Annotated in this window: 23 protein-coding genes and 1 tRNA gene; 15 read left to right on the forward strand and 9 right to left on the reverse strand. The window is 59.9% G+C overall.

All coding sequences use genetic code 11. The features are described 5' to 3' along the window. Positions 1 to 65: 65 nt before the first annotated feature. Together cmoA and cmoB are read left to right on the forward strand one after the other, a co-directional pair. Complete coding sequence (cmoA, locus tag NFI08_RS12505) at positions 66 to 803, forward strand: carboxy-S-adenosyl-L-methionine synthase CmoA (RefSeq protein ID WP_349589726.1); 738 nt, start codon at positions 66 to 68, stop codon at positions 801 to 803. After that, on the forward strand, positions 800 to 1804 hold the full coding sequence (gene cmoB, locus NFI08_RS12510) for a tRNA 5-methoxyuridine(34)/uridine 5-oxyacetic acid(34) synthase CmoB (protein WP_349589729.1): 1005 nt from the start codon (positions 800 to 802) through the stop codon (positions 1802 to 1804). Before cmoA ends, cmoB begins: the two co-directional genes overlap by 4 nt. Before the next feature lie 120 nt (positions 1805 to 1924). On the opposite strand, the gene NFI08_RS12515 is transcribed toward cmoB, so the two are convergent. The 7 genes from NFI08_RS12515 to NFI08_RS12545 all read right to left on the reverse strand — a co-directional run bounded on the left by NFI08_RS12515 (position 1925) and on the right by NFI08_RS12545 (position 7696). After that, entirely contained in the window at positions 1925 to 2176 is a 252-nt protein-coding gene (locus NFI08_RS12515) for a Rho-binding antiterminator (RefSeq protein ID WP_231498472.1), read from the reverse strand. A 212-nt stretch (positions 2177 to 2388) separates the two neighbouring features. Next, positions 2389 to 3816: a sulfate adenylyltransferase subunit CysN gene (cysN, locus tag NFI08_RS12520; RefSeq protein WP_045994522.1), complete on the reverse strand. Its 1428-nt coding sequence runs from the start codon at positions 3814 to 3816 to the stop codon at positions 2389 to 2391. Between the two features lie 126 nt (positions 3817 to 3942). Next, complete coding sequence (gene cysD, locus NFI08_RS12525; RefSeq protein WP_045994523.1) at positions 3943 to 4899, reverse strand: sulfate adenylyltransferase subunit CysD; 957 nt, start codon at positions 4897 to 4899, stop codon at positions 3943 to 3945. 112 nt (positions 4900 to 5011) lie between these two features. Further along, a complete protein-coding gene (locus NFI08_RS12530; protein ID WP_349589733.1) occupies positions 5012 to 5749 on the reverse strand; it encodes a metallophosphoesterase in 738 nt (245 codons plus the stop codon). A gap of 35 nt (positions 5750 to 5784) precedes the next feature. Next, positions 5785 to 6234 carry a DUF1249 domain-containing protein gene (locus NFI08_RS12535; RefSeq protein WP_045994525.1) on the reverse strand — a complete coding sequence of 150 codons (450 nt, stop codon included), beginning with the start codon at positions 6232 to 6234 and terminating at the stop codon, positions 5785 to 5787. A gap of 1 nt (position 6235) precedes the next feature. Continuing rightward, positions 6236 to 6862, reverse strand: a complete 627-nt coding sequence (locus NFI08_RS12540; RefSeq protein ID WP_108131435.1) for an NUDIX domain-containing protein — start codon at positions 6860 to 6862, stop codon at positions 6236 to 6238. A gap of 135 nt (positions 6863 to 6997) precedes the next feature. Next, on the reverse strand, positions 6998 to 7696 hold the full coding sequence (locus NFI08_RS12545) for a hypothetical protein (protein ID WP_349589738.1): 699 nt from the start codon (positions 7694 to 7696) through the stop codon (positions 6998 to 7000). Between the two features lie 344 nt (positions 7697 to 8040). Here NFI08_RS12545 and greB point away from each other — a divergent pair, with 344 nt between their 5' ends. Continuing rightward, positions 8041 to 8586, forward strand: coding sequence for a transcription elongation factor GreB (greB, locus tag NFI08_RS12550; protein WP_108449830.1), 546 nt, complete (start codon positions 8041 to 8043; stop codon positions 8584 to 8586). Between the two features lie 32 nt (positions 8587 to 8618). Here the strand turns inward: greB and NFI08_RS12555 are convergent, their stop codons facing one another. Beyond that, the gene (locus NFI08_RS12555; protein ID WP_349589741.1) at positions 8619 to 9611 is read right to left on the reverse strand and encodes a methyltransferase; all 993 of its coding nucleotides are present in this window, start codon (positions 9609 to 9611) and stop codon (positions 8619 to 8621) included. After that, a complete protein-coding gene (locus NFI08_RS12560; protein ID WP_349589744.1) occupies positions 9608 to 10558 on the reverse strand; it encodes a methyltransferase domain-containing protein in 951 nt (316 codons plus the stop codon). Before NFI08_RS12560 ends, NFI08_RS12555 begins: the two co-directional genes overlap by 4 nt. A gap of 169 nt (positions 10559 to 10727) precedes the next feature. Between NFI08_RS12560 and NFI08_RS12565 the strand changes: the two genes are divergently transcribed. The 12 genes from NFI08_RS12565 to NFI08_RS12620 all read left to right on the forward strand — a co-directional run bounded on the left by NFI08_RS12565 (position 10728) and on the right by NFI08_RS12620 (position 23580). Next, positions 10728 to 10804 (forward strand) — tRNA-Arg (locus tag NFI08_RS12565). 903 nt (positions 10805 to 11707) lie between these two features. Then, positions 11708 to 12652: a toll/interleukin-1 receptor domain-containing protein gene (locus NFI08_RS12570; protein ID WP_349589747.1), complete on the forward strand. Its 945-nt coding sequence runs from the start codon at positions 11708 to 11710 to the stop codon at positions 12650 to 12652. Positions 12653 to 13404: 752 nt separating this feature from the next. Beyond that, the gene (locus tag NFI08_RS12575; RefSeq protein ID WP_108449834.1) at positions 13405 to 13923 is read left to right on the forward strand and encodes a hypothetical protein; all 519 of its coding nucleotides are present in this window, start codon (positions 13405 to 13407) and stop codon (positions 13921 to 13923) included. A 5-nt stretch (positions 13924 to 13928) separates the two neighbouring features. Beyond that, entirely contained in the window at positions 13929 to 14426 is a 498-nt protein-coding gene (locus NFI08_RS12580; protein WP_162816524.1) for a hypothetical protein, read from the forward strand. Positions 14427 to 15572: 1146 nt separating this feature from the next. Then, entirely contained in the window at positions 15573 to 16217 is a 645-nt protein-coding gene (locus NFI08_RS12585) for a vWA domain-containing protein (protein WP_045994743.1), read from the forward strand. Between the two features lie 10 nt (positions 16218 to 16227). Next, positions 16228 to 17289, forward strand: coding sequence for a TerY-C metal binding domain-containing protein (locus NFI08_RS12590; protein ID WP_286985176.1), 1062 nt, complete (start codon positions 16228 to 16230; stop codon positions 17287 to 17289). Then, positions 17286 to 18890 (forward strand): PP2C family serine/threonine-protein phosphatase, encoded by a 1605-nt coding sequence (locus tag NFI08_RS12595; RefSeq protein ID WP_349589752.1) that lies wholly within the window; start codon positions 17286 to 17288, stop codon positions 18888 to 18890. The genes NFI08_RS12590 and NFI08_RS12595 overlap by 4 nt, the downstream gene beginning before the upstream one ends. Further along, the gene (locus tag NFI08_RS12600) at positions 18883 to 20388 is read left to right on the forward strand and encodes a helix-hairpin-helix domain-containing protein (RefSeq protein WP_349589755.1); all 1506 of its coding nucleotides are present in this window, start codon (positions 18883 to 18885) and stop codon (positions 20386 to 20388) included. Before NFI08_RS12595 ends, NFI08_RS12600 begins: the two co-directional genes overlap by 8 nt. Before the next feature lie 406 nt (positions 20389 to 20794). Next, the gene (locus tag NFI08_RS12605) at positions 20795 to 21265 is read left to right on the forward strand and encodes a tellurite resistance TerB family protein (RefSeq protein WP_349589758.1); all 471 of its coding nucleotides are present in this window, start codon (positions 20795 to 20797) and stop codon (positions 21263 to 21265) included. A gap of 15 nt (positions 21266 to 21280) precedes the next feature. Beyond that, positions 21281 to 22279 (forward strand): TerC/Alx family metal homeostasis membrane protein, encoded by a 999-nt coding sequence (locus NFI08_RS12610; RefSeq protein ID WP_108449839.1) that lies wholly within the window; start codon positions 21281 to 21283, stop codon positions 22277 to 22279. Positions 22280 to 22378: 99 nt separating this feature from the next. After that, positions 22379 to 22951 carry a TerD family protein gene (locus NFI08_RS12615; protein WP_290442791.1) on the forward strand — a complete coding sequence of 191 codons (573 nt, stop codon included), beginning with the start codon at positions 22379 to 22381 and terminating at the stop codon, positions 22949 to 22951. Positions 22952 to 23001: 50 nt separating this feature from the next. Further along, positions 23002 to 23580: a TerD family protein gene (locus NFI08_RS12620; protein ID WP_108449840.1), complete on the forward strand. Its 579-nt coding sequence runs from the start codon at positions 23002 to 23004 to the stop codon at positions 23578 to 23580. The last annotated feature ends 230 nt before the right edge of the window (positions 23581 to 23810 follow it).

Consider the following 23810-nt stretch of genomic DNA (forward strand, 5'->3'; position numbering starts at 1 on the left):
ATCGTGCAGCCTGACCGCGGGGCGCGTACAATCACTCCCCCCGAGCCCGACAACACTGGCAATCCATGAGTGACGCATCTTACCGTGACGCCATCTTTTCCACACCCCTGGACAAGGTGGCGCGCTTTTCGTTCGACGAGCGGGTCGTCGCCTGCTTCCCCGACATGATTCGCCGATCGGTCCCCGGCTACGGCCAGATCCTAGGCATGCTGGGGGTAATCGCCGAGCGCCACCTGCGCCACGGCGCCCACGTCTATGACCTTGGCTGCTCGCTTGGCGCCGTGGGCCTGGCGCTGGCCGGCCAGCTACCCAAGGACGCCTTCAGCCTGACCGGGGTCGACCTGTCCCCGGCGATGGTCGAGCGCGCCCGCCAGACCCTCGAGCACGAGTGCCCCGACCACGCCATCGAGGTGATCGAAGGCGACATCCGCCACCTCGACTACCGTCCCAGCGGCATGATCGTGTTGAATTTCACGCTGCAGTTTCTGGCCCCGGAAGATCGCGACGGCGTACTCGAGAAGCTCTACCAGGCGCTGGAGCCCGGCGGTGTGTTGATCCTGTCTGAGAAGATCAAGGCCGGTGACGAACAGGACAATGCCTGGCTGGTGGAGCGCTATCACGACTTCAAGCGCGCCAATGGCTACAGCGACCTGGAGATCAGCCAGAAGCGCAACGCACTGGAGAACGTGCTGGTGCCCGACACCCTGGAGCAGCACCACCAGCGCCTTGCGCAGGTAGGCTTTGCGCGCTCGCTGACCTGGTTTCAGTATCTGAACTTCGCCTCCATGGTGGCCTTCAAATGATTCCCGAGCATCAGCGCAATGTGTACCGCGCCTTTCTCGAGCAATCCTTCCGCCACGCCGGCATGGGCGACTGGCTTGCCCGCCTGCCCGAGCAGTTCGCCCGTGGCCTCGACCGCCAGCGTCACGGCGACCTGCCGGCCTGGGAGAAGGCGGTGGCCAAGCTGCCGGCGCTGCCCGACAAGCGCCAGGTCCAGCTCGATCGCGACGAGGTCACGGTCGAGCTGGAGCTTGATGACAGCCGTCGTCGCCAGAGCGAGAACCTGCTGCGCGCGCTGATGCCGTGGCGCAAGGGCCCGTACCGGCTGGCAGGCATCGCGATCGATACCGAGTGGCGTTCGGACTGGAAGTGGCAGCGGCTGGCGCCGCACCTGTCGCCGCTGCGCGGTCGACGGGTGCTCGACGTGGGTGGCGGCAACGGCTATCACGCCTGGCGCATGGCCGGCGCCGGCGCCGACTTCGTGCTGGTGATCGATCCCTCACCGCGCTTCTACTGGCAGTTCCAGGCGGTCAAGCACTTCGTCGGCGATGCCGACAGCGGGCGCACCCACTTCCTGCCGGTGGGCATCGACGATGTGCCCCAGGGCCTGGGCTTCTTCGACAGCGTGTTCTCCATGGGCGTGCTCTACCACCGCCCTTCCCCCCTCGACCACCTGATGCAGCTACGCGACGCCCTGCGTCGGGGCGGCGAACTGGTGCTCGAGACGCTGGTGGTGGAAGGCGACGAGACCCGAGTGCTGGTGCCGGGCGATCGCTACGCGGCGATGCCCAATGTCTACTTCCTGCCATCGTCGCGCGCCCTGGTGGGCTGGCTCGAGAAGGTCGGCTTTTGCGACGTTCGGGTGGTGGATGAAGCCCCCACCAGCCTGGAGGAGCAGCGCTCCACCGACTGGATGACCTTTCAGTCGCTGGGTGACTTCCTCGACCCCGAGCGCCCCCACCTGACCCGCGAGGGACACCCGGCCCCGCGTCGGGCCGTAGTGATCGCGACGCGCCCAGCCTGATTCCGCGCCCCCCCCCTGCCCCCATAACGCGCGACGCCCCGCTGATCCAGTCAGCGGGGCGTCGTCGTCAGGGGCGGTGTCAGGGGCGGTGTCAGGGGCTATGTCAGTGGCGGATCCGCGTCAAACGAAGTCCAGCACCATGAAATGGGGGTTGTCGACCAGCACTTCCATGCGGGTAATGTCGTCGAGCACTACCATGCGCTCGCCGCGCTCTGTCTTCAGCGACAGACACTCCTCGCGATCCTCGTTGAAGGCGGTATCCAGTGCCTCGCCGTGCTTCTCGTCACCGTCTCGCAGCGACAGCTTGACCGGAAAATGGTACAGGCAGGCGATTTCGATATTGTCATAGAGATGGCAGGCCACCATGTTCATGCCCTCCCTGCTTCCGTGGGGGAATGGAAGACGTCGTCATGACGTCACACGCGACGCATCCTGCCTTTGGTCTAGCCCAGGCACCAGCCCGCCACCATCTAGCTGCTCAGTTGGAGTTAAATCCATCGGAAAGCACTAGTATCCTGATTCAACCAGGCCACTGAGACGCCGCTGTTGCAGCGAACCAACGATGGTGAAGCCGGTCGCGGACGTCAGCGCTTGAGCAGCTCGCGCACGTCCTTGGCCTCCCAGTGGGGGAAGTACTTGCGCACCAGGGCGTTGAGTTCCAGCTCGAAGCCGGCCCAGTCGACCTGCTCGGCAGCGCCGCCTTCGACACTGGCCGCACCGCGAATCATGCCGGCGCCCACGGTGACGTTGGTCAGCCGGTCGATGACGATAAAGCTGCCGGTGCCAGGCACCCGCGCGTAGTCATCGATGGGCACCTCGGCGGTCAGCGCTACCCGGCAGCGGGCGATGGCGTTGAGCTCGAGTCGCTCGGCGCCATGACGCTCCAGGCTGTTGACGTCGACCTGATAGTGGATGGCGTCGACGTGGCCTGCCACGGCACGCCCGGCCATGCGGATATCGTACTGACGCCCAGGCTCGAGGGCGTCGTCGTGCATCCACACGATGTCGGCGTCGAAGGCATTGGACAGGGTGATGTCCGCGTCTGCCGCCACCAGCCAGTCGCCACGCGAGATATCGATCTCGTCTTCCAGGGTCACGGTGATGGCCTGGCCCGGGTAAGCGTCGTCAAGATCGCCTTCGAAGGTGACGATGCGCTCGACCCGGCTGAGCTTGTTGGACGGCAGCGCCTTGACCGCCTGGCCGGGGCGCAGGATGCCCGCCTCCAGGGTGCCGGCGTAGCCGCGGAAATCGAGATTGGGGCGATTGACGTACTGCACCGGGAAGCGCAGATCGCTCAGGTTCTGGTCGCGGCTGACCTCCACGGTCTCCAGAAGCTCCAGCAGCGCCGGGCCCTGGTACCAGTCGAGGCGCTCGCCGCGATCGACCACGTTGTCACCCTTGAGCGCCGACAGCGGCACAAAGTGGATGTCGCTGGCGTCGAGCTGCTCGGCGAAGGCGCGGTAGTCGGCGACGATCTCGTCGAAGCGCGCCTGGGAGTAGTCGACCAGGTCCATCTTGTTGACCGCGATGACCAGATGCTGGATGCCCAGCAGGTCGGCGATGAAGCTGTGACGACGGGTCTGGGTCTGCACGCCGTAACGGGCGTCGATCAGGATCACCGCGAGGCCAGCGGTGGAGGCACCGGTGGCCATGTTGCGGGTGTACTGCTCGTGCCCCGGGGTGTCGGCGATGATGAACTTGCGCTTGTCGGTGGAGAAGAAGCGATAGGCCACATCGATGGTGATGCCCTGCTCGCGCTCCGACTGCAGACCGTCGACCAGCAGCGCCAGATCCACCTCTTCGCCGGTGGTGCCCTTGGTCTTGGAGGCCTGGGTAATGGCCGCCAGCTGGTCGTCGAAGATCATCTTGGAATCGTGCAGCAGGCGACCGATCAGGGTCGACTTGCCGTCGTCGACGCTGCCGCAGGTGATGAACCGCAACAGGTCCTTGTTTTCGTGCTCGTGCAGATACTGCTCGATGTTGTCAGCAATCAGACTGGACTGGTGAGACATGCTGTACCCCTGATGGTGACCCGACGTCGTGCAGGACGCCGGGCCCTTGATCTGTCATCTGCGTCCTCGCTCCCGATCACTGTCGGCCGGAGCAAGGCGCGTGGCTGCGTGCGGTCGGTGCCGGCGTCAGAAGTAGCCTTCGCGCTTCTTCTTCTCCATGGAGCCGGCCTGGTCGTGATCGATGGCACGGCCGGAGCGCTCGCTGGTGCGGGTCAGCAGCATCTCCTGGATGATCTCCGGCAGGGTCTGGGCCTTCGACTCCACCGCACCGGTCAGCGGATAGCAGCCCAGGGTGCGGAAGCGCACCCACTTCTGCTCGGGCTCTTCGCCCTCGGCCAGGGGCAGGCGCTCGTCATCGACCATGATCTGCATGCCGTCGCGTTCCACCACCGGGCGCGGGGCGGAGAAGTAAAGCGGCACGATGTCGATGTTCTCGAGGTAGATGTACTGCCAGATATCCAGCTCGGTCCAGTTGGACAGCGGGAAGGCACGGATCGACTCGCCCTTGTTGATGCGGGCGTTGTACAGATTCCACAGTTCCGGACGCTGGTTCTTGGGGTCCCAGCGGTGGTGGCGGTCGCGGAAGGAGAACACCCGCTCCTTGGCACGGCTGGCCTCCTCGTCGCGGCGGGCGCCACCGAAGGCGGCGTCGAAGCCGTACTGGTCCAGCGCCTGCTTGAGGGCCTGGGTCTTCATCACGTCGGTATAGCCGCTGGAGCCGTGGTCGAAGGGGTTGATGCCGGCGGCACGCCCTTCCTCGTTGGTGTGGACGATCAGCTCCATGCCCGCTTCCTTGGCCATGCGGTCGCGGAAGGCGATCATCTCGCGGAACTTCCAGGTGGTGTCCACGTGCATCAGCGGGAACGGCGGCGGGCCAGGATGGAAGGCCTTGCGCGCCAGGTGAAGCATCACCGAGGAGTCCTTGCCGATGGAGTAGAGCATCACCGGGTTCGAGAACTCGGCGGCCACTTCACGGATGATATGGATGGACTCCGCCTCGAGCTGCTTGAGGTGGGTCAGTCGCTTCGGCGTGAGCGACGCCTGGGCGGCGCGCTCACGGGCTGGTGCGGAAAGGCTGGTCATGGCCGGACACCTCGCATGACGGGAAAAGTGGAGATGTCAGCGAGGATACTGCGGGGCGAGTAATAACGTAAAAGAATTAATAACTATCTTTTTAGAACCAAGCGTAAGACTCCTAGATATCGACGCGCTCTACCCAAGTCTGCCACTCTCCCTCTCGTTTCAACTCCACCACCCGGTAGCCGGGGCGCGACGCCTCGTCCACGGCGAAGTCCTCACTGCCGGGCAGGAACTGATCAGAGGTAGATGGACAGGCGTAGACGTCGACCCGTCCATGGGCCAGAGACATCACGCCGTGGAAGGCCTGATGCACGTGACCGCACAGCACCATCTTCACCTGGGGATAGCCGTCCAGCACCTCCCAGAAGCCGTCGGCATCTACCAGGCCCAGGGCGTCGATCCAGGCGCTGCCCACCGACAGCGGCGGATGGTGCATGGCGATCAGGGTCGGGCGATCGTCCTCGGCCAGACGCGCGCCGAGCGCGGCCAGGGCCTCTTCTCCCAGCTGCCCGGAGGCCTCGCCGACAAGCTGGGTGTCGAGCTGCAGAAGCCGCCAGTGGCCGGCCTCGACCTCGGGTAGGATGTCCCGCTCGGCGCCCATCAACGCCATGTCGTCGTGGTTGCCGGGAATCCAGAACCAGGGACAGTCGAGCTGGCTCAATCGTTCGATGGCGAGCCGGTAGGCGGCCTCGGACTCATCCTGACTGATGTCACCGGTGACCAGCACCAGGTCCGGGCGGTCGGCGTCCACCGCCTTGACCACCGCCTCCAGCTGATGGGCGGGCAGGCCTCGGCGCGAGCGCGCCATCGGGTCGGCGTACAGGTGGCAATCGCTAATCTGGATCAGGCGCATGGAGATCTCTCGACGGGCGGCAACGGCGAACCGGCTCAGGGCAACTGCGGCAGATCCAGCGAGTGGCCGTGGGCCAGCCCGTGATCGAGCCATTCGCCGAGGAAGCGATTGATCTGCAGCTTCTCGTCGGGCTGGTGCATATGCGCGTTGGGATAGCGGTAGCGGCCATCGAAGTGGCGCCGGCGCTGAAAGTCGGTGACCTCGGCCATGCGCACATCGTGATACAGGTGCACGCGCATGCGCGGGCTGTCGATGACGCCGTCGAGGATACCCTCCTGGCTGACGCGAATGATGCTGGTATAGGGCGCCAGCTCTTCGACATGCAGGCGCAGGGCACCGAGTCGACGCTCGCCGTTGAGCAGTTCGACCTCGCGACTTTCGCCCTCTTCCAGCTCGCCCAGCAGGCGCGTCAGGCGGATGTAGTTGGCCGTGCACTCGCTCTGCAGGGTGCGCAGATCGGTGACGTAGGCGCTGCGTTGGGTCACGCTACCTCCTTGCTCTCAACGACGCCCGTTCGGCGGCCAGCCAGTAAAAGCCGATCAGGCACATGGCGTTATCGAGTCTCCCTTGATTGAGAAGTTCCCAGGCACGATGAAATGGCAACACATGGACGCGGATATCCTCGTGCTCTTCGTCCAGGCCATGCACCCCACCCAGTCCGCTGGTATCGACGAGGCCGCAGAAAAGCGTCACACGTTCGTCGCAGGCACCCGGACTAGGATAGTAGCTATGCAGCAAGATGAGGTCCCCGACCTCGCAACCGGCCTCCTCGAGGGCCTCGCGACGGGCCACTTCCTCGGCAGACTCGTCCTTGTCGACCAGTCCGGCCACGCACTCGAGCTTCCACGGGGTGTGGGCGTCTTCCATTGCGCCGGCACGGATCTGCTCCACCAGCACCACGCTGTCGCGCTCGGGGTCATAGAGCATGACGCCCACGGCGTCGTGCCGGCTATGCACCTCGCGCACCACCGCCTCGCTCCAGCCACCTTCGAACTTGCGATGGCGGAAGGTCAGCTTGTCCAGACGAAAGAAGCCCTGGTGCAGGCAATCGCGTGACACCAGTTCGACGTCCTGGGCGGTAAAGGGGGCATCGATGTTGCTCGTTTCCGGCATGGGGACCTCCGCAGACAGATCGGCCCATTATCCGGATCGGTCAGGGGCCCCACAAGGCGAGTCCAGGTGGGGCCTCCTGTCAAGGCGGGAAACGACAGGGAAATCGGCGCGGGTCAGAGCTCGTCGAGCGCCTGATCAGAGCTCGTTGAGCAGGGCGCGCGCCTCGGCCTTGAGCGCCTGGTCCGAGGCTTCGCGTCCGGCGCGAACCGCGCCGGCGATGGCCTTTTCTGCGTGCTGGCGGGCCTCGGCATCGCGCCCTTCATCGGCCAGGTAGGCGGCATAGTAGTAGTTGACGTCGATACCGCCGGGGCGAATCGTCAGCGCGCGCTTGAACATTTCCTCGGCCTTGTCGTCATCACCGAAGGCCACCGGCCAGCCCGGAGCACGGTCATACAGCGCCCCCAGGGTCACGTAGGCCGAGCCATCGAGGCCATTGGCGTCCAGTGCGATGGCCCGCTCCAGCGCCCGCCGCGCGGCCTTGGCGTTGTCCAGCGCGCCAAGCCCACCCTTGGCCTTGGCCAGGGACGCCTCGATGATGCCCTCCCATACCAGCAGCTCGCTAACGTTGGGATTGGCCGAGCTCAGCTCGTGGGCCTCGGCGGCCAGCGCCGTCAACGGGGCTTCCTGGGCCGACAAGGCGCTCGAGGTGGTGACACTTTCCCAGCGGTTCCTGAGCTGGTCGAGCTCACCCTGCCAGGCCAGCGCCACGCCGCTGGCGAGGCAGGCGGACAGGGTGACAAGCGTCAGCGCCGTCGTGGCTAAGAGCCGACGCGGGCGTCGGCGCAACGCGGTAGATGGAACATCAGGCGAGGCGGAAAACAGGGTTCGTGACATTTGGCGGCTCCGGATACTGTTATTGTGATGCACCCTGATGCTGGGTGGTCATGATGGGCGGCCGTAGTGCGCAGTCAGGCTGAGCGATCAGGCCGAGCGATCAGGCCAAGCGGTGCCGAGCACTGACCCAGGCGTTGTGACCCGATACGCAAAGCCACACGCGTTCTGGCGCCCTCCCTGAAATGTAACGAACGTTTGATTTATTCGCCAGTCGCATTCTTCGTCGACCGCTCACTGCATCGCTCCCCTGACCTTTCCCCAACCACCCAAAGCGCTTGCGACCTGCCCCAAGTCGCGGCACCCTCGTGGACCTTGTCTGATTCAACGACGCACCGAGGATCGCCATGAAAGGCCGCAACATGACTCGCTGGCGTGACCCGGCGAAGGATCCCCGTCAGGAACCCAAAAGCAACCTGATCACCCTGGAAGGTGCCGAGCGCCTGAGAGGCATTCTCGACCACCTGAGCCGGGTCAAGCGACCGCAGCTATCGGCCAAGGTGGGCGAGGCGGCGGCCCTTGGCGACCGCAGCGAGAACGCCGATTACACCTACAACAAGAAGGAACTCAACCGGGTCATCGGTCGCATTCGCTACCTGACCAAACGCCTGGATGAGTTGCAGGTGGTGGACCGCCTGCCGGCGGACACCGATCGGGTGTTCTTCGGTGCCTTCGTCACCCTGGAGGACGAAGACGGCGAAGAGATGTCAGTGCGCATCGTCGGCCACGACGAGACCGACACCAGCAAGCGATGGATCAGTGTCGACGCGCCGCTGGCCAAGGCGCTGCTGGGCAAGTCGCTGGACGACGAAGTGACGGTGGCCGCCCCCGGCGGGGAGACCACCTGGCTGATCACCGAGATCCACTACCGCACGCCGGGTCAGAAGACCTAGCCCAGCAGGCACTTAGCCCGGCAGGTACCTAGCTAGCCCCTGGCGAGGCGGGCACGGTAGACCCGAAAACGGCCATTGTCGGCCAGGATCTCGAAGCCACCAAAGGCCTTCTCCAGGGGATCTGCGTAGGGCAGGAAGGCGTTGGCCACCAGGATCAATTGCCCGCCCGGCGTCAGGTGCTGCGGCGCCTCCTGGATCAGACGGGCCGCCGGACCGTAATCGATGGAACGCTCCTGGTGAAAGGGCGGATTCGAGACGATGGCGTCGAAGCGACGACCCGCCAGCGCCGAGTAGACGTCGCTTTCCAGTGCCTCGCCGTTGAGCCCATTGGCCGCTAGCGAGCGCCGGGTCGCTTCCACCGCAAAGGCGCTGACGTCCACCGCGGTGACATCACGCCCCTGCTGTGCCATCCAGGCCGCCAGAATGCCGTCGCCGCAGCCCATGTCGAGCACCTGACCCCGAGGCAAGGCGGTCTCTAGCTGCTCGATCAGCAGCCCCGTGCCCTCGTCGAACTTGCCGTGTCCGAAGACGCCCGGGTGGCTTGCCAGCGTCAGGCCGGCGGCCTCGAAGCGCGTCCACACCGCTTCCGGGTCGAGGGGCTGGGGCGCCGAGCGGGTCGCGAACAACGAGCAGCGCCGGGCGCTGTCGAGCTTGCGACAGCCCATGCCCAGGGCCGCCAGCACCTTGAGTACCCGCTTGATACCGCCCTGGTGCTCGCCCACCAATTGCATCGGCGTGCCTTCGGGCAATACCTGACAAAGCCACAGCAGCCACCACTCCCCCAGGGCGTGGGACTTGGGCCAGAACAGCACCACACCCGGCGGCGGCGATGCCTCGGGCGAGAACGGCGACAGCGCCGGACGCCCCTGGGCCTGCCAGGCGGCGCGCACCGACACATCGGCGCTGATCAGGGTCCCTTCGCCCTGCTCGAGCCAGCCATCCCGAGGCGGCGCCACCCACCACCAGCCGCGATAGTCGGCGTCCTGACGCTCCAGCAGTTGGCACACCGGGGTTTCGGCACTCATGTCGGGGTCTCCTCACGGGTGACAGCGTCGCCGTCGCGCGGCGATGGACTCCCCTCGGGGTCGGCGGGACGGCGGAAGGTATAGAGCAGATAGCGGCCCAGCCGCCAGTGGGGGTCCAGGCGGCAGTAGGCGTGCTCCAGCGCCACCAGCTTGTCGAGCTCCTTGTCGTCCTGGGGCGGGCGGCGCAGGTAATCATGGAACACCCGGATTCCCGCCACGCCCTCGCAACGAAGCCCGGCTTCTTCGGTCCAGGCCATCACCTGGTCATGGGTCAGCGGCGAGATCGGCGTCAGCCGCTGGCGCTGTCCCTTGCCCTCGAGCCGATCCTCCAGCGCCTTGTCCAGGTTGCCCTTTACAACGTTGGACAGCCGCAGGGCGTCGCGGTTGAACACCATCAGCGACAGTTGAGCCCCCGGCGCCATCAGCGCGGCCAGACGATCGATGGCCGCCCTGGGGTCGCCCAGCCATTCGAGCACCGCGTGGCACACCACCAGCGGCCAGGGCCCAGGGGCCTCGCCCGCCAGGTCCTGCAGCGGCGACGTCAGATAGCGGACCCGGGACGCCTCGACACCCTGGGCGTCGATCGCCTCCCGGGCCCGGTCGAGCATTTCGCCGGCGGGCTCGGCCAGCGTCACCGCATGCCCACGCTCGAGAAACCACTGGGCCTGCTGACCGAGCCCCGCGCCCACGTCCAGCACCGGCTGGCCTTCGAGATCGAGCATCTCTGGCAGCAGACGGTCCAGCAACGACAGGCGCAGCTCGCCGCGCAGGTGCCCGTAGAGCGACGCCGAGAACTTGTCCGCCAGTCCATCGAAGTGACGATCGCCATGGGCAGACAGCGGCGCACCGCCGGACGCATGACCAGCAACAGAAGCGGCAGCATCAGAAGCAGCGACAGAACCGGCAGCGGGAGTGACGGCAGCGTCACTCGTGGGGTGTTGAGACATCGAAAACGCCAGACAGGTGTGGATAACAAAGAGCCGTGGCGCGCATTCTACCGAGCCAGGCCAGCGCTGACACCCGCCCGGATCACCTGCCCAGCCACCGTCCCAGCCACCGTCCCAGCCACCTGCGGGTTTATCTTGGCGAGTCAGCCGCTTATAATGCCGCCCCAACGCCCTCTTAGCTCAGCAGGATAGAGCAGCCGCCTCCTAAGCGGCAGGTCGCAGGTTCGAATCCTGCAGAGGGCGCCATGTCAGATCTGCGATCCATGCCCCCTCCCCTGACATTCCGGCGTTTTTTCCCCGATTATTGCTCCTGGATGTTGCTGCAAGCCCTTCCTGCCCGGGCTCAACCGTACTTTGCACTTCATCAATCCTGCTGCTCAAAGATGACCCACGCCTTGTTTATGGCCCGGCTCGGTGCTGACACAAGATCGACACCGGCCATCAGATCGGCAACAGCAAGCAGTCCGTAGAGGAGCTTTCAGCGACCTCGTCCGGCAGGAAACTCAACAGGTCAAACATGACGTTGAGCGAAGACAGTTGGCCGCTATCGATGGCCTCTTCCTCAAGCTGCTACTGCTACCGCCACCCAACGCCAGCGATGAGCATCAAACAGAGATCCCAGCGCTAAGCGGTGAAATACCGCGAGAGGCCATCCAGAACTGCAGGGCGACAGCGAGACGCCTGAGGAGCTGGAGGCAGCGCTGGTAAGCGCTTCATTCTGAGGCCAATTCCGCCCTCCCCAAGCTGCGCTTCTACCCATCGCCACCACAATATGGCGCTCTGTCGACACCCCGCCCCGCCTGCGCGCTAGACCTGTCGGTCTTTAATGCACCCATGCGCTGGCCGCGGCCGCCTACACGCACCACTACTGGGCTCTGCCGGTGATAGAGGGTCACCAAGGATCATGCGAATTTATACTGAGGATGCTACGCGTTGGAGTAGCGTCAGTGGCGCGATAGGTGAATCTATGCCAAGTTCGCAACAGTATGCTCTTAGAAAAGCCTGACTGGTCCGGAGGAGGCTTACGACCCAAAGCGGTGATGCAGACAAAGGCAGCAAGCGCGTTTATTGGTATAACATAGCCTCGTCGACGAAAGTTCACATAAAAATCAATGGGTTAGCGTGTCGGCATAAGAGTATTGAACGGGCGTGATCGTTCAATCCAATAAACGAGCGCGCTGTCTAATACCTGTTAAGTTTCTAGGAGAAATTTTGAGTAATCCGAAGGTATTTATTTCTTATTCTTGGGACTCAGAAGAACATAAATCTTGGGTTAGAGAGTTATCGGAGCGATTAATAGTAAATGGTGTTGATGCGCGCTTGGATCAATGGCATGTCGCACCGGGGCAGAGTCTTACGCAATTCATGGAAGAAGAAGCAACTAGTAGTGACTACGTTATTATTATTTGTACTCCTAACTACTGCCAAAAATCCACAAGTCGAAGTGGTGGGGTAGGATATGAACAACAAATAATTAGTGGGCAAATAGCAGCGGGAATAGAACGAGGCAAGTTCATACCAATTATAAAAAATGGTGAGTTCGAGCCTGGTGACAATTGTTCAATCCCTCCCCATTTTTTTGGTATTTACGCAATTGATATGCGTGATGACGAAAACTTTGATGGTAATTTAGAAACACTACTCCGGACAGTTTACAAAGAGCCGTTGCACCAAGCACCTAATCTTGGTGCAAAGCCCGCCTTTGTTTCAATTTCCTTAGGTGACACAAATGATTTTGAGGAGTTGAGGTTAGCAACTTTAGACTTGGATGGTTATCAATTATTAAGCGGCCTAGCACAGCATCAACGCACTCCTGAAACATTCTACATGCCACCAGAGCAAGATCGTCGGTCATTGGTAAAAGGCGATGTTGTAAAGCTTCCTTTTGAAATCTCTGTTCCTGAAGATGAAGAGTTTGGTGATGTTTCTGCGGAAAGGATGTGGGTAATTGTAACTGGGAAAGCAGGGCCTTATTACACGGGAGAGCTAAATAACGTACCAGCCTGTTCCGACGAGCAAGAACATCTTAAAGTTGAAGACTCAGTAGTTTTCTTACCTGAGCATGTCATACAGATATGGGAAGACGAAACCTAAAAATCTCATCAATTAGGATGCTCGCAAGCTCGCACCTATAATGCGGGCGTTATATTTCAGTTAGATAGGAGGCTACTTGGGATTTGAGACCGCCGAGCTATCCCTCGGTATAAAGTAGACCTCATATTTGAAGTTACGGGGGAAGGCGACGATTTCGATCACGGTATCTTCGTGTCAGTCAAAAATCCTTCCCCGCACACGGTTCACTTGGCTAACATTCAACTTCTATATCCGCTTCGAAGGGAGTCCGTTTGGAGAAAGCCTGCGCATAGACTTAAGTATCGCCGCATACCGAGAGCAGTGGACTGGTGCCACAGTGCGCAAAATCTCTACGAAGTCGAGGACGGATGTCCTGTCGCACTAGAATCTGGGAAATTCCATGAGATTTTTATTCCTCATGAAGTTTTAGAGGAGGTTCTGGAAAGCGCTAGCGAGCGCAGACTCCGGGCAGTTGTTCAGGATCAGCTTTTGCGAAACAAGTACTCAAAATCATTTGACTATCCTGTGTATCAAGACGACCAAGAAGCAACCACATAACAAATCGCATCAGTACGCGGCCGATGGTCGCCGGAGGCCACTGTCGAGGCACCCCTGTGCTCAGCGTTATATCAGCGCTGGCTGAATGTCCGCTTCTGGCCGCATGCTGAACCTCAGACTATGCTGAAGGAGCTTGTTCGGCATTCGTCAGCGAGCGGCCTTGCCGGAAAACGCTGCATACACGTTCATCCATGTTAACCCTTACGAGGCACGATATGGGCAGAAGACTCTTAAACAAGCTAGACATCGCAATATTCGGTGCGGTTGCCGTTTTGTTGCTGTCGCTCATCGCTATCCTCGTGTCAAGCTTGCTGTTTCAATATTCTAACTACCGCGATGGAATTGAGATAGCCTCGGCCGATCATCAATATGTAGATCATGCAAGCATTCTGACCTATTCCCGAGCGTGGGATTTCGCTGTTGCTAAGACCTCAGCGTTATTCTTGTCTTTTCTTTTGATTTTTACTGGCGCTTTGTATGTTCTAAGGACTGCAGAGTCTAGAGTAGAGTTGGAAGCTACGAAAGGCGAGTTCAAAGGGCACTTATCGATGAGCTCCCCTGGTCTATTTATGGTGACATTAGGAGTGTTCTTGGTCGCATTCGTAATTTCTAGCAAAACAATGGTTGAGTATTCGTGGGATGGGGGGAGGCAACCGAATCTTGAAAGTAGAAAGAGTGACAATGTGTTGCTCGACCCTTCGTCGCCTATCGTGGAGCAGGTAGATAAAGAGTGAATTACATGAGAAAACTCAATTCCACATTAATAAAATTCTTTGGTTTTGCGACACTTATTTTTGTCTTTCCTGTCACTTATGCATCTGAGCATGATGCATCTCATCATACAGGCTATTGGACGCAATTAACTCCAAATGGAGAAGAGTTCAAATGCAGGGGAGTATATTCCAGAGAGCAACTAATTTCTATTCTTCGCCGGGCTGGGTGGGACGTTGATGGCGGAATCCCTAAGATTGAATGGGAGCATAATGAGGCTGTAGTCGTTGCGCCATCCACGTATTATAAGAGCGGAGAAATGGTCTTCTATGGACTGAATCAAACTGCCAAAGGTATCATCTTGGATTACGGATGGGTTCCAAATTCAAGCGAACGTATCTCTTCGAATTCAGCTACGTTTGGTTCGGTTGCTCCAGGTCAGCCAACTACTATGGTAGTGTCTTATAGGCGTGGTTTAGACAATGGTGTTCGATTTATATGCTCAAATCGTGGCATGCAGCAATGAAGGATAATAACTGCTAGGAATGTCATGCGCTAACGATCTGGACAAACCGGTGGCACGCATAAGCCGTCGGTGATAATTACGATCTGAAGTGATGCATTCCGGTTATCAGAAACATTATATCAGTTTTAGATAAATGTCCGCTTTTGGCCGAAAGTGGACAGGGGGCGTGGCCTTCGCTGCGAAGGCATGGATGCACAGCCGTGTATTGAGAGAAGATGGTATAGCGAATGGTATAAGGAAAATCCCACAACCCAATAAAAAATCATTAATAACAAATAGTTAAAAGTCTCTATCGCCCCCTGCAGAGGGTGCCATCGACGCCCTTACACCGTCTCGCTGGTCCCTATCTGCTCGCTTCGCCCCTCCACTGCCAGGGCCGGCATTCTCCGACCGCATCCGCCTCTATCCCGCCTTTCCAGGCCCGCTTTTCCAGGCCCGCTCCCTCGACCAGGCCGACATCACGAACCCCTCAAGCCTGTCGTCTTCTTTTTATCGATGCCAGTGGGCCTCCTGACGCAATTGCTGTCCCGGGCCTGTGTCGATGACGCATGAAACGGGGGTGAACCTGGATCAGGGGGAAGGTCACCCCACCTTCGCCCACGACGAGTGACGAGCCATGCACCGTCTACTTACCTTGGCGAGCCTTCCTTCTAGGGCTTGTCTGAAAAGTGCCTGCGCTCGGTAATACGGCGTTAAAAATCGGATCAAAATGCTCATTTACACCCCGTAAACTGCGCTTTCTCACCGATTTTTGCCTTGTCTAACCTTCGCTCGTCGACTTTTCGGACAGCGCCTAGCTTCCATCGAGCATTCGACTCGCCCAACCCAGGACCCAGGTCAGGTTCCGGGTTGCACCGGCTTGTCAGCATCAGACTAACCTAATAATTGCTAGAGCACCGGGCCGGGGGCTCGTCTCCACGTCGACGGCGAGGACACGGGAAAGCGCGCCACACCCGCCTGTTCAGGTCGCTTGCTTCGACGTTCTCGAAGCCGCTGACATCTGCGACCTGTGCGGGTGGGCATCGATGCCTGTCCCGAGGCTTGGTCCCGGGGCTTGGTCTCGATACCCGACCCCGCTTCCCCGCCCCTGACGAGAGCCAGATCACCGATATCGCCAAGACATGCCCCCATCACAAGAGGACTCACATGGATCGTCGACTCCCCATCTATCTGCTCATCGACTCTTCAGGCTCGATGCGCGGTGAACCCATTGAATCCGTGAACGTCGGCATCAGCGCCATGCTGTCCGCCCTGCGCCAGGATCCCTATGCCCTCGAAACGGTACATATCTCGATCATCACCTTCGACAACCAGGTGAAGGAGCTGGTCCCCCTGCAGGCCCTGGAAACGGCGCACATCGATGATATCGAACTGCCTCGCTCGGGGGCGACGCACCTGGGAGAAGGTCTCCACTTCGTCTGCGATCGAATCGCCAGGGATGTCCGTACCTCGACAGACCACCAGAAGGGCGACTTTCGCCCGATGCTGTTCGTCATGACCGATGGCTCACCGTCCGATCTCATGGATTTCAACAGTGCCGTCGAGCGCCTCAAGGGCGTGGAGTTCGCCCAGATCATCGCCTGCGCCGCCGGGCCAAAGGCCAGGACGCAGGAGCTGAAACGCTTCGCTACCCAGACGGTATCGCTGGAGCATATGGACAGTTCCAGCTTCGCCAACTACTTCCAGTGGGTGTCGGCTTCGATCGCGGCTTCCGCATCCGGCCAACAGCAGGACGATGACCAGGACATCGACCTGCCCCCACCGCCCGATGAAGTCCAGGTCGTGATCTGAGGAATCGCCGATGCGTCGTCTACCGATCTATCTTGTTCTCGATGTCTCCGAATCCATGGCGGGTGACCCCCTGGCCGAACTCGGACACACGATGGAGTCCATCGTCGACTCGCTGCGCCAGGATCCCCACGCCCTGGAGTCGGTTCACCTGTCGGTCATCGCCTTCGCCGGCAAGGCCCAGCTGATCGTGCCGATGGTCGAACTGATGACGTTCTACCCGCCACGACTGCCGCTTGGCGGCGGTACAGCGCTAGGGGCGGCCCTAGACGAGCTGATGACCCGCATCGAAGTCGACGTCAAGAAGACGACTGCCGATCAGCGCGGGGACTGGGAGCCCATCGTCTACCTGTTGACCGACGGCCGTCCTACCGACAACACCGATCACGCGATAGCACGCTGGCAACGCCACTTCGCCAGCCGCGCCCACCTGATTGCCGTGACCCTGGGTCCGGCGGCGGACCTGGCGCTACTCAAGCGCCTCACCGATGACGTGGTCGCCATGGAATCCGCCAGCGCCGAGGCACTGGGACGGTTCGCAAAATGGGTCACCGCCTCCGTGGCCGCCCAGAGCCAGGCCATCGATATCGCAGAGGGGACTTCGTCGCGTCTGTCGATCGCCAAGGCAGAAGAAGCGGGAATCAACCTGATCAAGCAATCGGACGTATCATCCTGGGCACCGATGGATGAACGGGTAGCGGTCTTCACCGGTCGATGCCACCGAACATCTCGCCCCTATCTGCTCAAGTACGCCAGTGTGGCCGTCCCCGGTACCTTCGGCACGGGTGACTGGGACCACTTCTACGGTCTTGAAGGATGCTACCCACTGGAAGAAAGCTACTTCGAGTGGTCATCTATCGTGCCTCTTCACGCGGCGCTTTCCACAAGCCAGATCGAGGGCGTTCCCCCCTGCCCCCATTGCGGTGCCCGCACCACCCTCGCCAAGTGCAGCTGTGGAAAATTGATGTGCTGCAACGGTCCCGGCGTCCAGCAGTGTCCCTGGTGCGACCAGTCGGTCGAGTTCGTTGCCGAAAGCCATGGAGCCGGCTTCGATATGACCCGGGGGCTTGGATGAACGTGAAATACGATACCCCGCGACACAACGCTCGCATCATCCTCGCCACCCTGTACCCGGACCCGAATGTTCGGCCCAGACACCCCTCGCAACTGGATCGACTCGCCGAATCGCCGACGATCCAGCACCTGATCAAGCGCTTCAGGCAAGACCTCGGCGAGGCCATGCGCGCCTATGGCGAAGCCCAGTCAGCAGACGTTCGGACTTCCTTGCCGCAGGACCCGGCGGTACCCGACAAGGAGGCTGGCAGCGCTCCCCATGAGCCCGTCGACACTAGCCGTCCATCGAATACACCACAGGCGTGCGAAGAACTCCCGACGAACATGACGCCGCGCCCTACCCATGAGCCAGCCATCGCCACGCTGACATTGAGCATACCCAACGGGCGCCTGGGTCAGCTTTACCGGGCGGACCTGACCCGCCTGTGTTCCGGCCTGCAAGCGTGTGCCGAGGTAACCATGATGGAGGGGGACGATATCGGCCTGGTGCTCGAGCCTCCTGCATGCCTCAGCGGATACCCCTCCAGCACAGGCTCTCATCGCCTACGGGTACGCGGCGTGGGCCATGATGGCCAACCGCTGGTGGATGCCGTCTTGAAATTTGCCGTCATCCCCAACTCGCGTGATCTTTGGCAGAACATGCCTTCCGATCAGACCGCACCCTACGCGAAACCCGAAGGCGACATCGATCGATGCGCGTCCCGCCCAGGCTGGCAGCTGACGGTGGGGTCACAACGAGGACGATCACACGCCCACCGTGGCAGTCACCGCGATGATCATGGCGTCATCACCCACCATGAGGGCGGCTGGGACCTGCTGGTCATCGGTGACGGAGCAGGTTCCTGTCACTTTTCCCGGGAAGGCAGCCGGCTGGCCACCACCCGTACCCTTGAGGTCCTTGGCGAATCACTGAACCGAGAAGGTGGCGCCCTGGAAAAGGCGCTGACCGAATGGTGGAGGTCGACGGATCGATCGACACTACCCCAGACAGCAATCACAGCGCTGAGCAGTACCGTCGTTTCCTCGATTCATGCCGGCTACCAGGCCATCGTCGAGGAAGCCGAGGCCTCCGGCCACCCCGTCAAGGCCTTCGCCACGACCCTGCTGCTGGCGGTCCATAAAGCGACCGAAGACGGTCACCTGATCATCAGCTTCGGCATCGGCGATGGCGCGATCGCAGCGCTGGCGGCGCCAGATGACGTCCGTCTGATGAATACGCCCGATTGCGGAGACCACGCTGGCCAGACACGGTTCCTCGACAGGGCTCTGTTCCAGGAGGTCGATGATCTGTACCGGCGTATTCACGTTCAGGTGCTGCCTGCCTTGGAGGCGCTCGTGCTGGCCACCGATGGGGTCACCGACCCGAAGTTCGACTCCGACAATGATCTGCACAATGGCCCCCTCTGGTGGTCGTTGTTCGAGGACATCAGACCGCACCTGGTGGCCCCATCAACGACGGAGACCATGGATCCGCTGCTGGAGTATCTCGATTTCTTCGTCGAGCGGCACCACGATGACCGCACGATCGCGCTGCTGCATCGTCGCGGTGGCGTCACCGACGCCGAAGCGGCATCAACCGTCGGTGGGGGACAGCATGACTGATGCCATCACCACGCTGACGGCCGCCAACGGCGAGACGATCAAGTTCCGTGACAGAATCATCGCCAGTGGCGGCATGAAGGATGTCTACGCAAGCCCAGAAAGGGACTATGTCGTGGCCTTCTACCGCAAGGCACCGGACGTGCATGCCATCGAGCGGCTCGACATGATCACCGGCCCCTACCGCGAGCGGATATTCGAAGGCGAGGCCGGGGACTACTGGAAACAACTGTTCTGCTGGCCCACCACAACGGTCCAGCATGGCGGGCGCATCGGTGTCGTGGCCCCGTTCTACCACGACCACTTTTTCTTCAAGCATGGTTCGTTCAACAACGACATGCTCAAGATTCGAGGCAAGGACAAGCAAGGCAAATGGTTTGCCTCTCCTCACCATCAGTTCAAGTTTCTGGATGCCAGAGAGCGCGGCAACTGGCTTGGCTACCTGCAGCTCTGCCTCAAACTGGCACGCGCTCTGCGACGCCTGCACGCAGCGGGCCTCGCCCACTCCGACCTCAGCTACAAGAACGTACTGCTGGCCCCCACCAGCGGCCGGGTCTGCATCATCGATGTCGATGGCCTGGTGGTCCCCGCTCGGTTTCCACCGGAGGTGGTCGGCACACCCGACTTCATCGCGCCAGAGGTCGTGATGAGCAGCTGCCTGCCGCGGGATGACCCTCGCCGCGTGCTACCCAGCATCAGCACCGATAGCCACGCGCTGGCCGTGATGATCTATAGCTTGCTGCTGCTGCGTCACCCTCTGCGTGGAAAGAAGATCCACGCCAAGGACCCGGTCGAGGACGAGCGGCTGGCCATGGGGGAAAAGGCCGTGTTCATCGAGCACCCTGCAGATAGCTCCAACCGCCTCAGCGTCGATGGGGCAAGACCCACGGAACTGCCCTGGGTGGACCCCGACAGCCTCCCCTACACCGCCACCGGCCCCTACCTCAAGGTGCTTTTCGACAGAGCCTTCATTGACGGACTGCACAACCCGGCGATGCGGCCCAGCGCGGACGAGTGGGAGTCGGCGCTGGTACGCACCGTCGACCTGATACAGCCCTGCCACAACAGCGCCTGTGAGCAGGGATGGTTTGTCTTCGACAATGCCACGGCACCACGCTGCCCGTTCTGTGGCACGCACTACACGGGCCAATTGCCGATCATCAATCTGTACTCGAAGCGTGGCGAAAAATATCGACCGGACAACCATCGCCTGATGGTGTACTCCAACCTGAGCCTCTTTCCCTGGCACATCGACCGCACCATCACCCCGAATGAACGCCTGCCTGCGGCTCATAGGCGACGGGTCGGCTACTTCGTGCAGCACCAGGGACGCTGGTTTCTGGTGAACGAGGGAATGCCCGAGTTGAAAAATGCCGATACCGACGTTCCTTGTCCTGTCGGCGCCAGAATCGAACTGCGTGCCAATCTCAAGCTGCTTGCCGGTACACGGCCTGGGCAGCGTCTGCTGCTGCTGCAAATGGTCGAGGGCGGCAGCGACTAGGGCTTTCCTTCACCGCCGCCTCAGCCCTCCCCCGCCAACGGCACGCCCCCTTGTCTATACCGGCCCCGTCGCCAAGGGGCCGCCGGGGGCCAGATGAAACGCCGCGATCAGTGCAGCCGACGCTATTGGCGTCGTCATTTGACACCGTGTTGCCACTCGACAGATGACGATATCCAGAAACGGTCACCAGAACTCCCCATCACAGTGATCCAAACATGGCGTTGTCGCCCAGCCCCTTTTCACCAGATTATGCCCAGTCCATAAACTTCCGCCTCCCTGTAAAAAATGATCTCGATCATCCCTTGTCACCGACCTACCGAAATAGATTAGTCGACACTTATCGATAAAAGTCACGATGGGATACGCTGAGACAGGAATAAAAAACCACGAAAAAACGGAGATAAACATGCTGAACAGCTTCCTTGAAAAGACCAAGAAAGGCTTAAGCGACCTAGCAACAAATGCAAAAAAATATCGCAATGCTGATTTTCTCGAATCGGCAATGGCCGCAAGTGCGATGATTACCATTGCCGACGGAAGCATCACTCGGGAAGAGAAGGAAAAGGCATTCAACTTTGTCAAAAACCTGGAAGCCCTTCAGATCTTTGATCCGATTGAGGTAGGAAAGTGTTTCAAGAAGCATCTGGATCGCCTTGACCCGGACAACCCTGGCACCGACGTCGATATCGCGAGCATAACTTCAATGCAAATCATTGGAAAGATAAAGAAAAACGATGCACAAGCGCGAATGGTGCTTCGTCTGGCTATCGCCATTGGCGGGGCCGACGGCAACTTTGACGACCAAGAGAAGGCCAAGGCATCACAGATCGCCAAGGAGTTGGGGCTTTCCCCGTCAGAGTTTGACCTGCCCTCTTGATAAAGGAATGTCCCCATGGATTTTGGATTCCCCTCCGAGGCCGTAGTAATTCTGGGGGTAACCGTCGTCTCTTCGGTCTGGCTAGATCTTTTTTTTCACCGAAACAGCGAAGAGGTCACCTTGAAGAATGCGACCGCCTGGTCCGTCTTCTGGATATGCCTGGCACTAGCGTTCTACGGCTATCTTCATTTTAGATACTCCGAAGAGTTTGCCAGCCTCTTCCTGTCGGGATACGTGCTCGAGAAAGCGCTGTCGATAGACAATATGATGGTGTTCGTTGCCATCTTTTCCAGCTTCGGCATCAAGGGGATCTTGCAGCACCGTATCCTCTACTACGGCATCGTTGGTGCGCTGGTATTTCGTGCCGCCTTTGTTGCGGCCGGCACCGCTGTATTTGGTCTCTCCCACTGGATCGAACTATTGTTCGCCGCCATCGTCCTGTGGACAGGCATCAAGATGTTCAGCGGCAACGAGGAAAACAATGAAACCGTCGACTATTCAAACCACTGGTCGGTGCGGTTGACCAAGAAGCTGCTGCCCGTCTTGCCCCGCCTGGTGGAAAACAAGTTCCTTGTGAAACGCTCAATAGCCGATGGCGTTGCTAAAAAGGAAGGATTTTCACTTTCCAGAAGCGCACCTTTATATGCGACACCTTTATTGCTGTGTCTTCTTTGCATCGAGGTCTCGGACATCATCTTCAGCTTCGATAGCGTCCCGGCGATTATCGCAGTAACGAAGGAGCCATTCCTGGTCTATTCGGCTGTCATCTTCGCCATACTCGGACTCAGGAATCTTTACTTCATGCTGGCAGCGGCAGCGAAGTACCTGATCCACCTGGAGAAGGCCGTCGCACTCGTGCTGGTATTCATCGCTATCAAGCTCGGCAGTTCCGCCTTGGGTCTGTATCACATCCATCATGAAGTAAGTCTTATCGTGGTGCTTGGCCTTATTACGCTTGGCGTGGTTGCAAGCCTTCTATTTCCCGAGAAGGAACAACATGCCTCTGATCCATAAGTCAGCCGATGCCTCCACTGAGGAGGCACTGGAAAGCCATTCAAGACTTTCCAGCGCCTCTTTACTGAGCGCTGCCACCAGCCAAGGAGAAGGCAAATCATGATTGATCTGAGTAAAGGTAGCCGCATCAACCTGTCAAAAGAAGCCCCCGGCGCCACCAAGTTTATTCTCGGCATGGGGTGGGACGCGCGCAAGACCGATGGTACCGACTTTGACCTGGATGCCTCGGCCCTGCTGCTGGACGCCAGCGAGAAACCGGTCGGCGGACCAAAGTCACTGGTGTTCTATGGTCAGCAAACATCACCGTGTGGCGGTGTCGCATCCTCTGGGGACAACCTGACCGGGGAAGGAGACGGTGATGATGAAAGCATTATTGTCGATACCACTGCCATAGATAGCAACATCGAAAAAATCATTCTTCTGGTAACCATCCATGAAGCCGAAAGTCGTGGACAGAACTTCGGCATGGTCAGCAACGCCTATGTCCGCATCCTTCAGGATGGCAGTGAGGATGTCATCGCACGGTATGACCTTTCCGAAGACTACTCTACCGAGACGGCTGTCATCTTCGGCGAGCTTTACAAGAAAGATGGTGACTGGCGCTTCGCGGCAAAGGGAGATGGCTTCGCAGGAGGACTGGCTGCATTCCTCAAGGAATACGGACTTCAGTAACACCTCTTCCACTAGCCGACAAAGAGCGAAAGCCACTAACGGAGGTCATCATGGCAATCTCACTTTCCAAAGGCGCCAACATCTCGTTGACCAAGGAAGCGCCTGGCATCAAGAAAATTCGGGTTGGCCTTGGCTGGGATGCTCGCATCACTACCGGGCATGACTTCGACCTGGATGCCAGCGTGTTCCTGGTTGATGAAAACGGAAAATGCCGTAACGAGAAAGATTTCATCTTCTACAACAACCTCAAATCTACTGACGGGTCTGTCGAACACACTGGAGACAACACTACAGGCGACGGTGAAGGCGACGATGAAACCATCGTCATCGACTTGCCTCTTGTCCCTCGCGACATTGATCGCATTGCTATCACCGTCACCATCCATGAGTCAAAGAGCCGTGGGCAGAGTTTTGGACAGGTGGAGAATGCCTTTGCCCGGGTGGTGAACGCGGAAAACAACCAGGAAGTGGCTCGTTACGACTTGTCAGAGGATTACAGCACCGAAGACGCCATGATCTTCTGTGAATTGTATCGTCACGGCGAAGAGTGGAAGTTCCGCGCCATTGGCCAGGGCTTCGACGGCGGTCTGGCTGATCTTGTCAGCAAGTATGGCCTCAACGCTGCCTGAGGCTTGGCGGCCATGAGTCTGCATCAGGCACTACGACATGATGGATCGGCTCAATAGGTGCTCTTGCATCTGGTGAGCTCAGGCTAGCTGCCGATCTTCTCATTGTCGTTTCATTGTTTGCAGACGTTTGGCCCCCAGCCATAGCCCGAAACTGAGCAGCTACGGTGGGGCTTTTCGCCCCACCTTCATCCATCAAGCGTCAAGGAAAGCGCCAGGTCCCGTCTTCATGG

It is taken from the genome of Halomonas sp. EF61, from assembly GCF_040147045.1.
GTDB lineage: Bacteria > Pseudomonadota > Gammaproteobacteria > Pseudomonadales > Halomonadaceae > Halomonas > Halomonas litopenaei.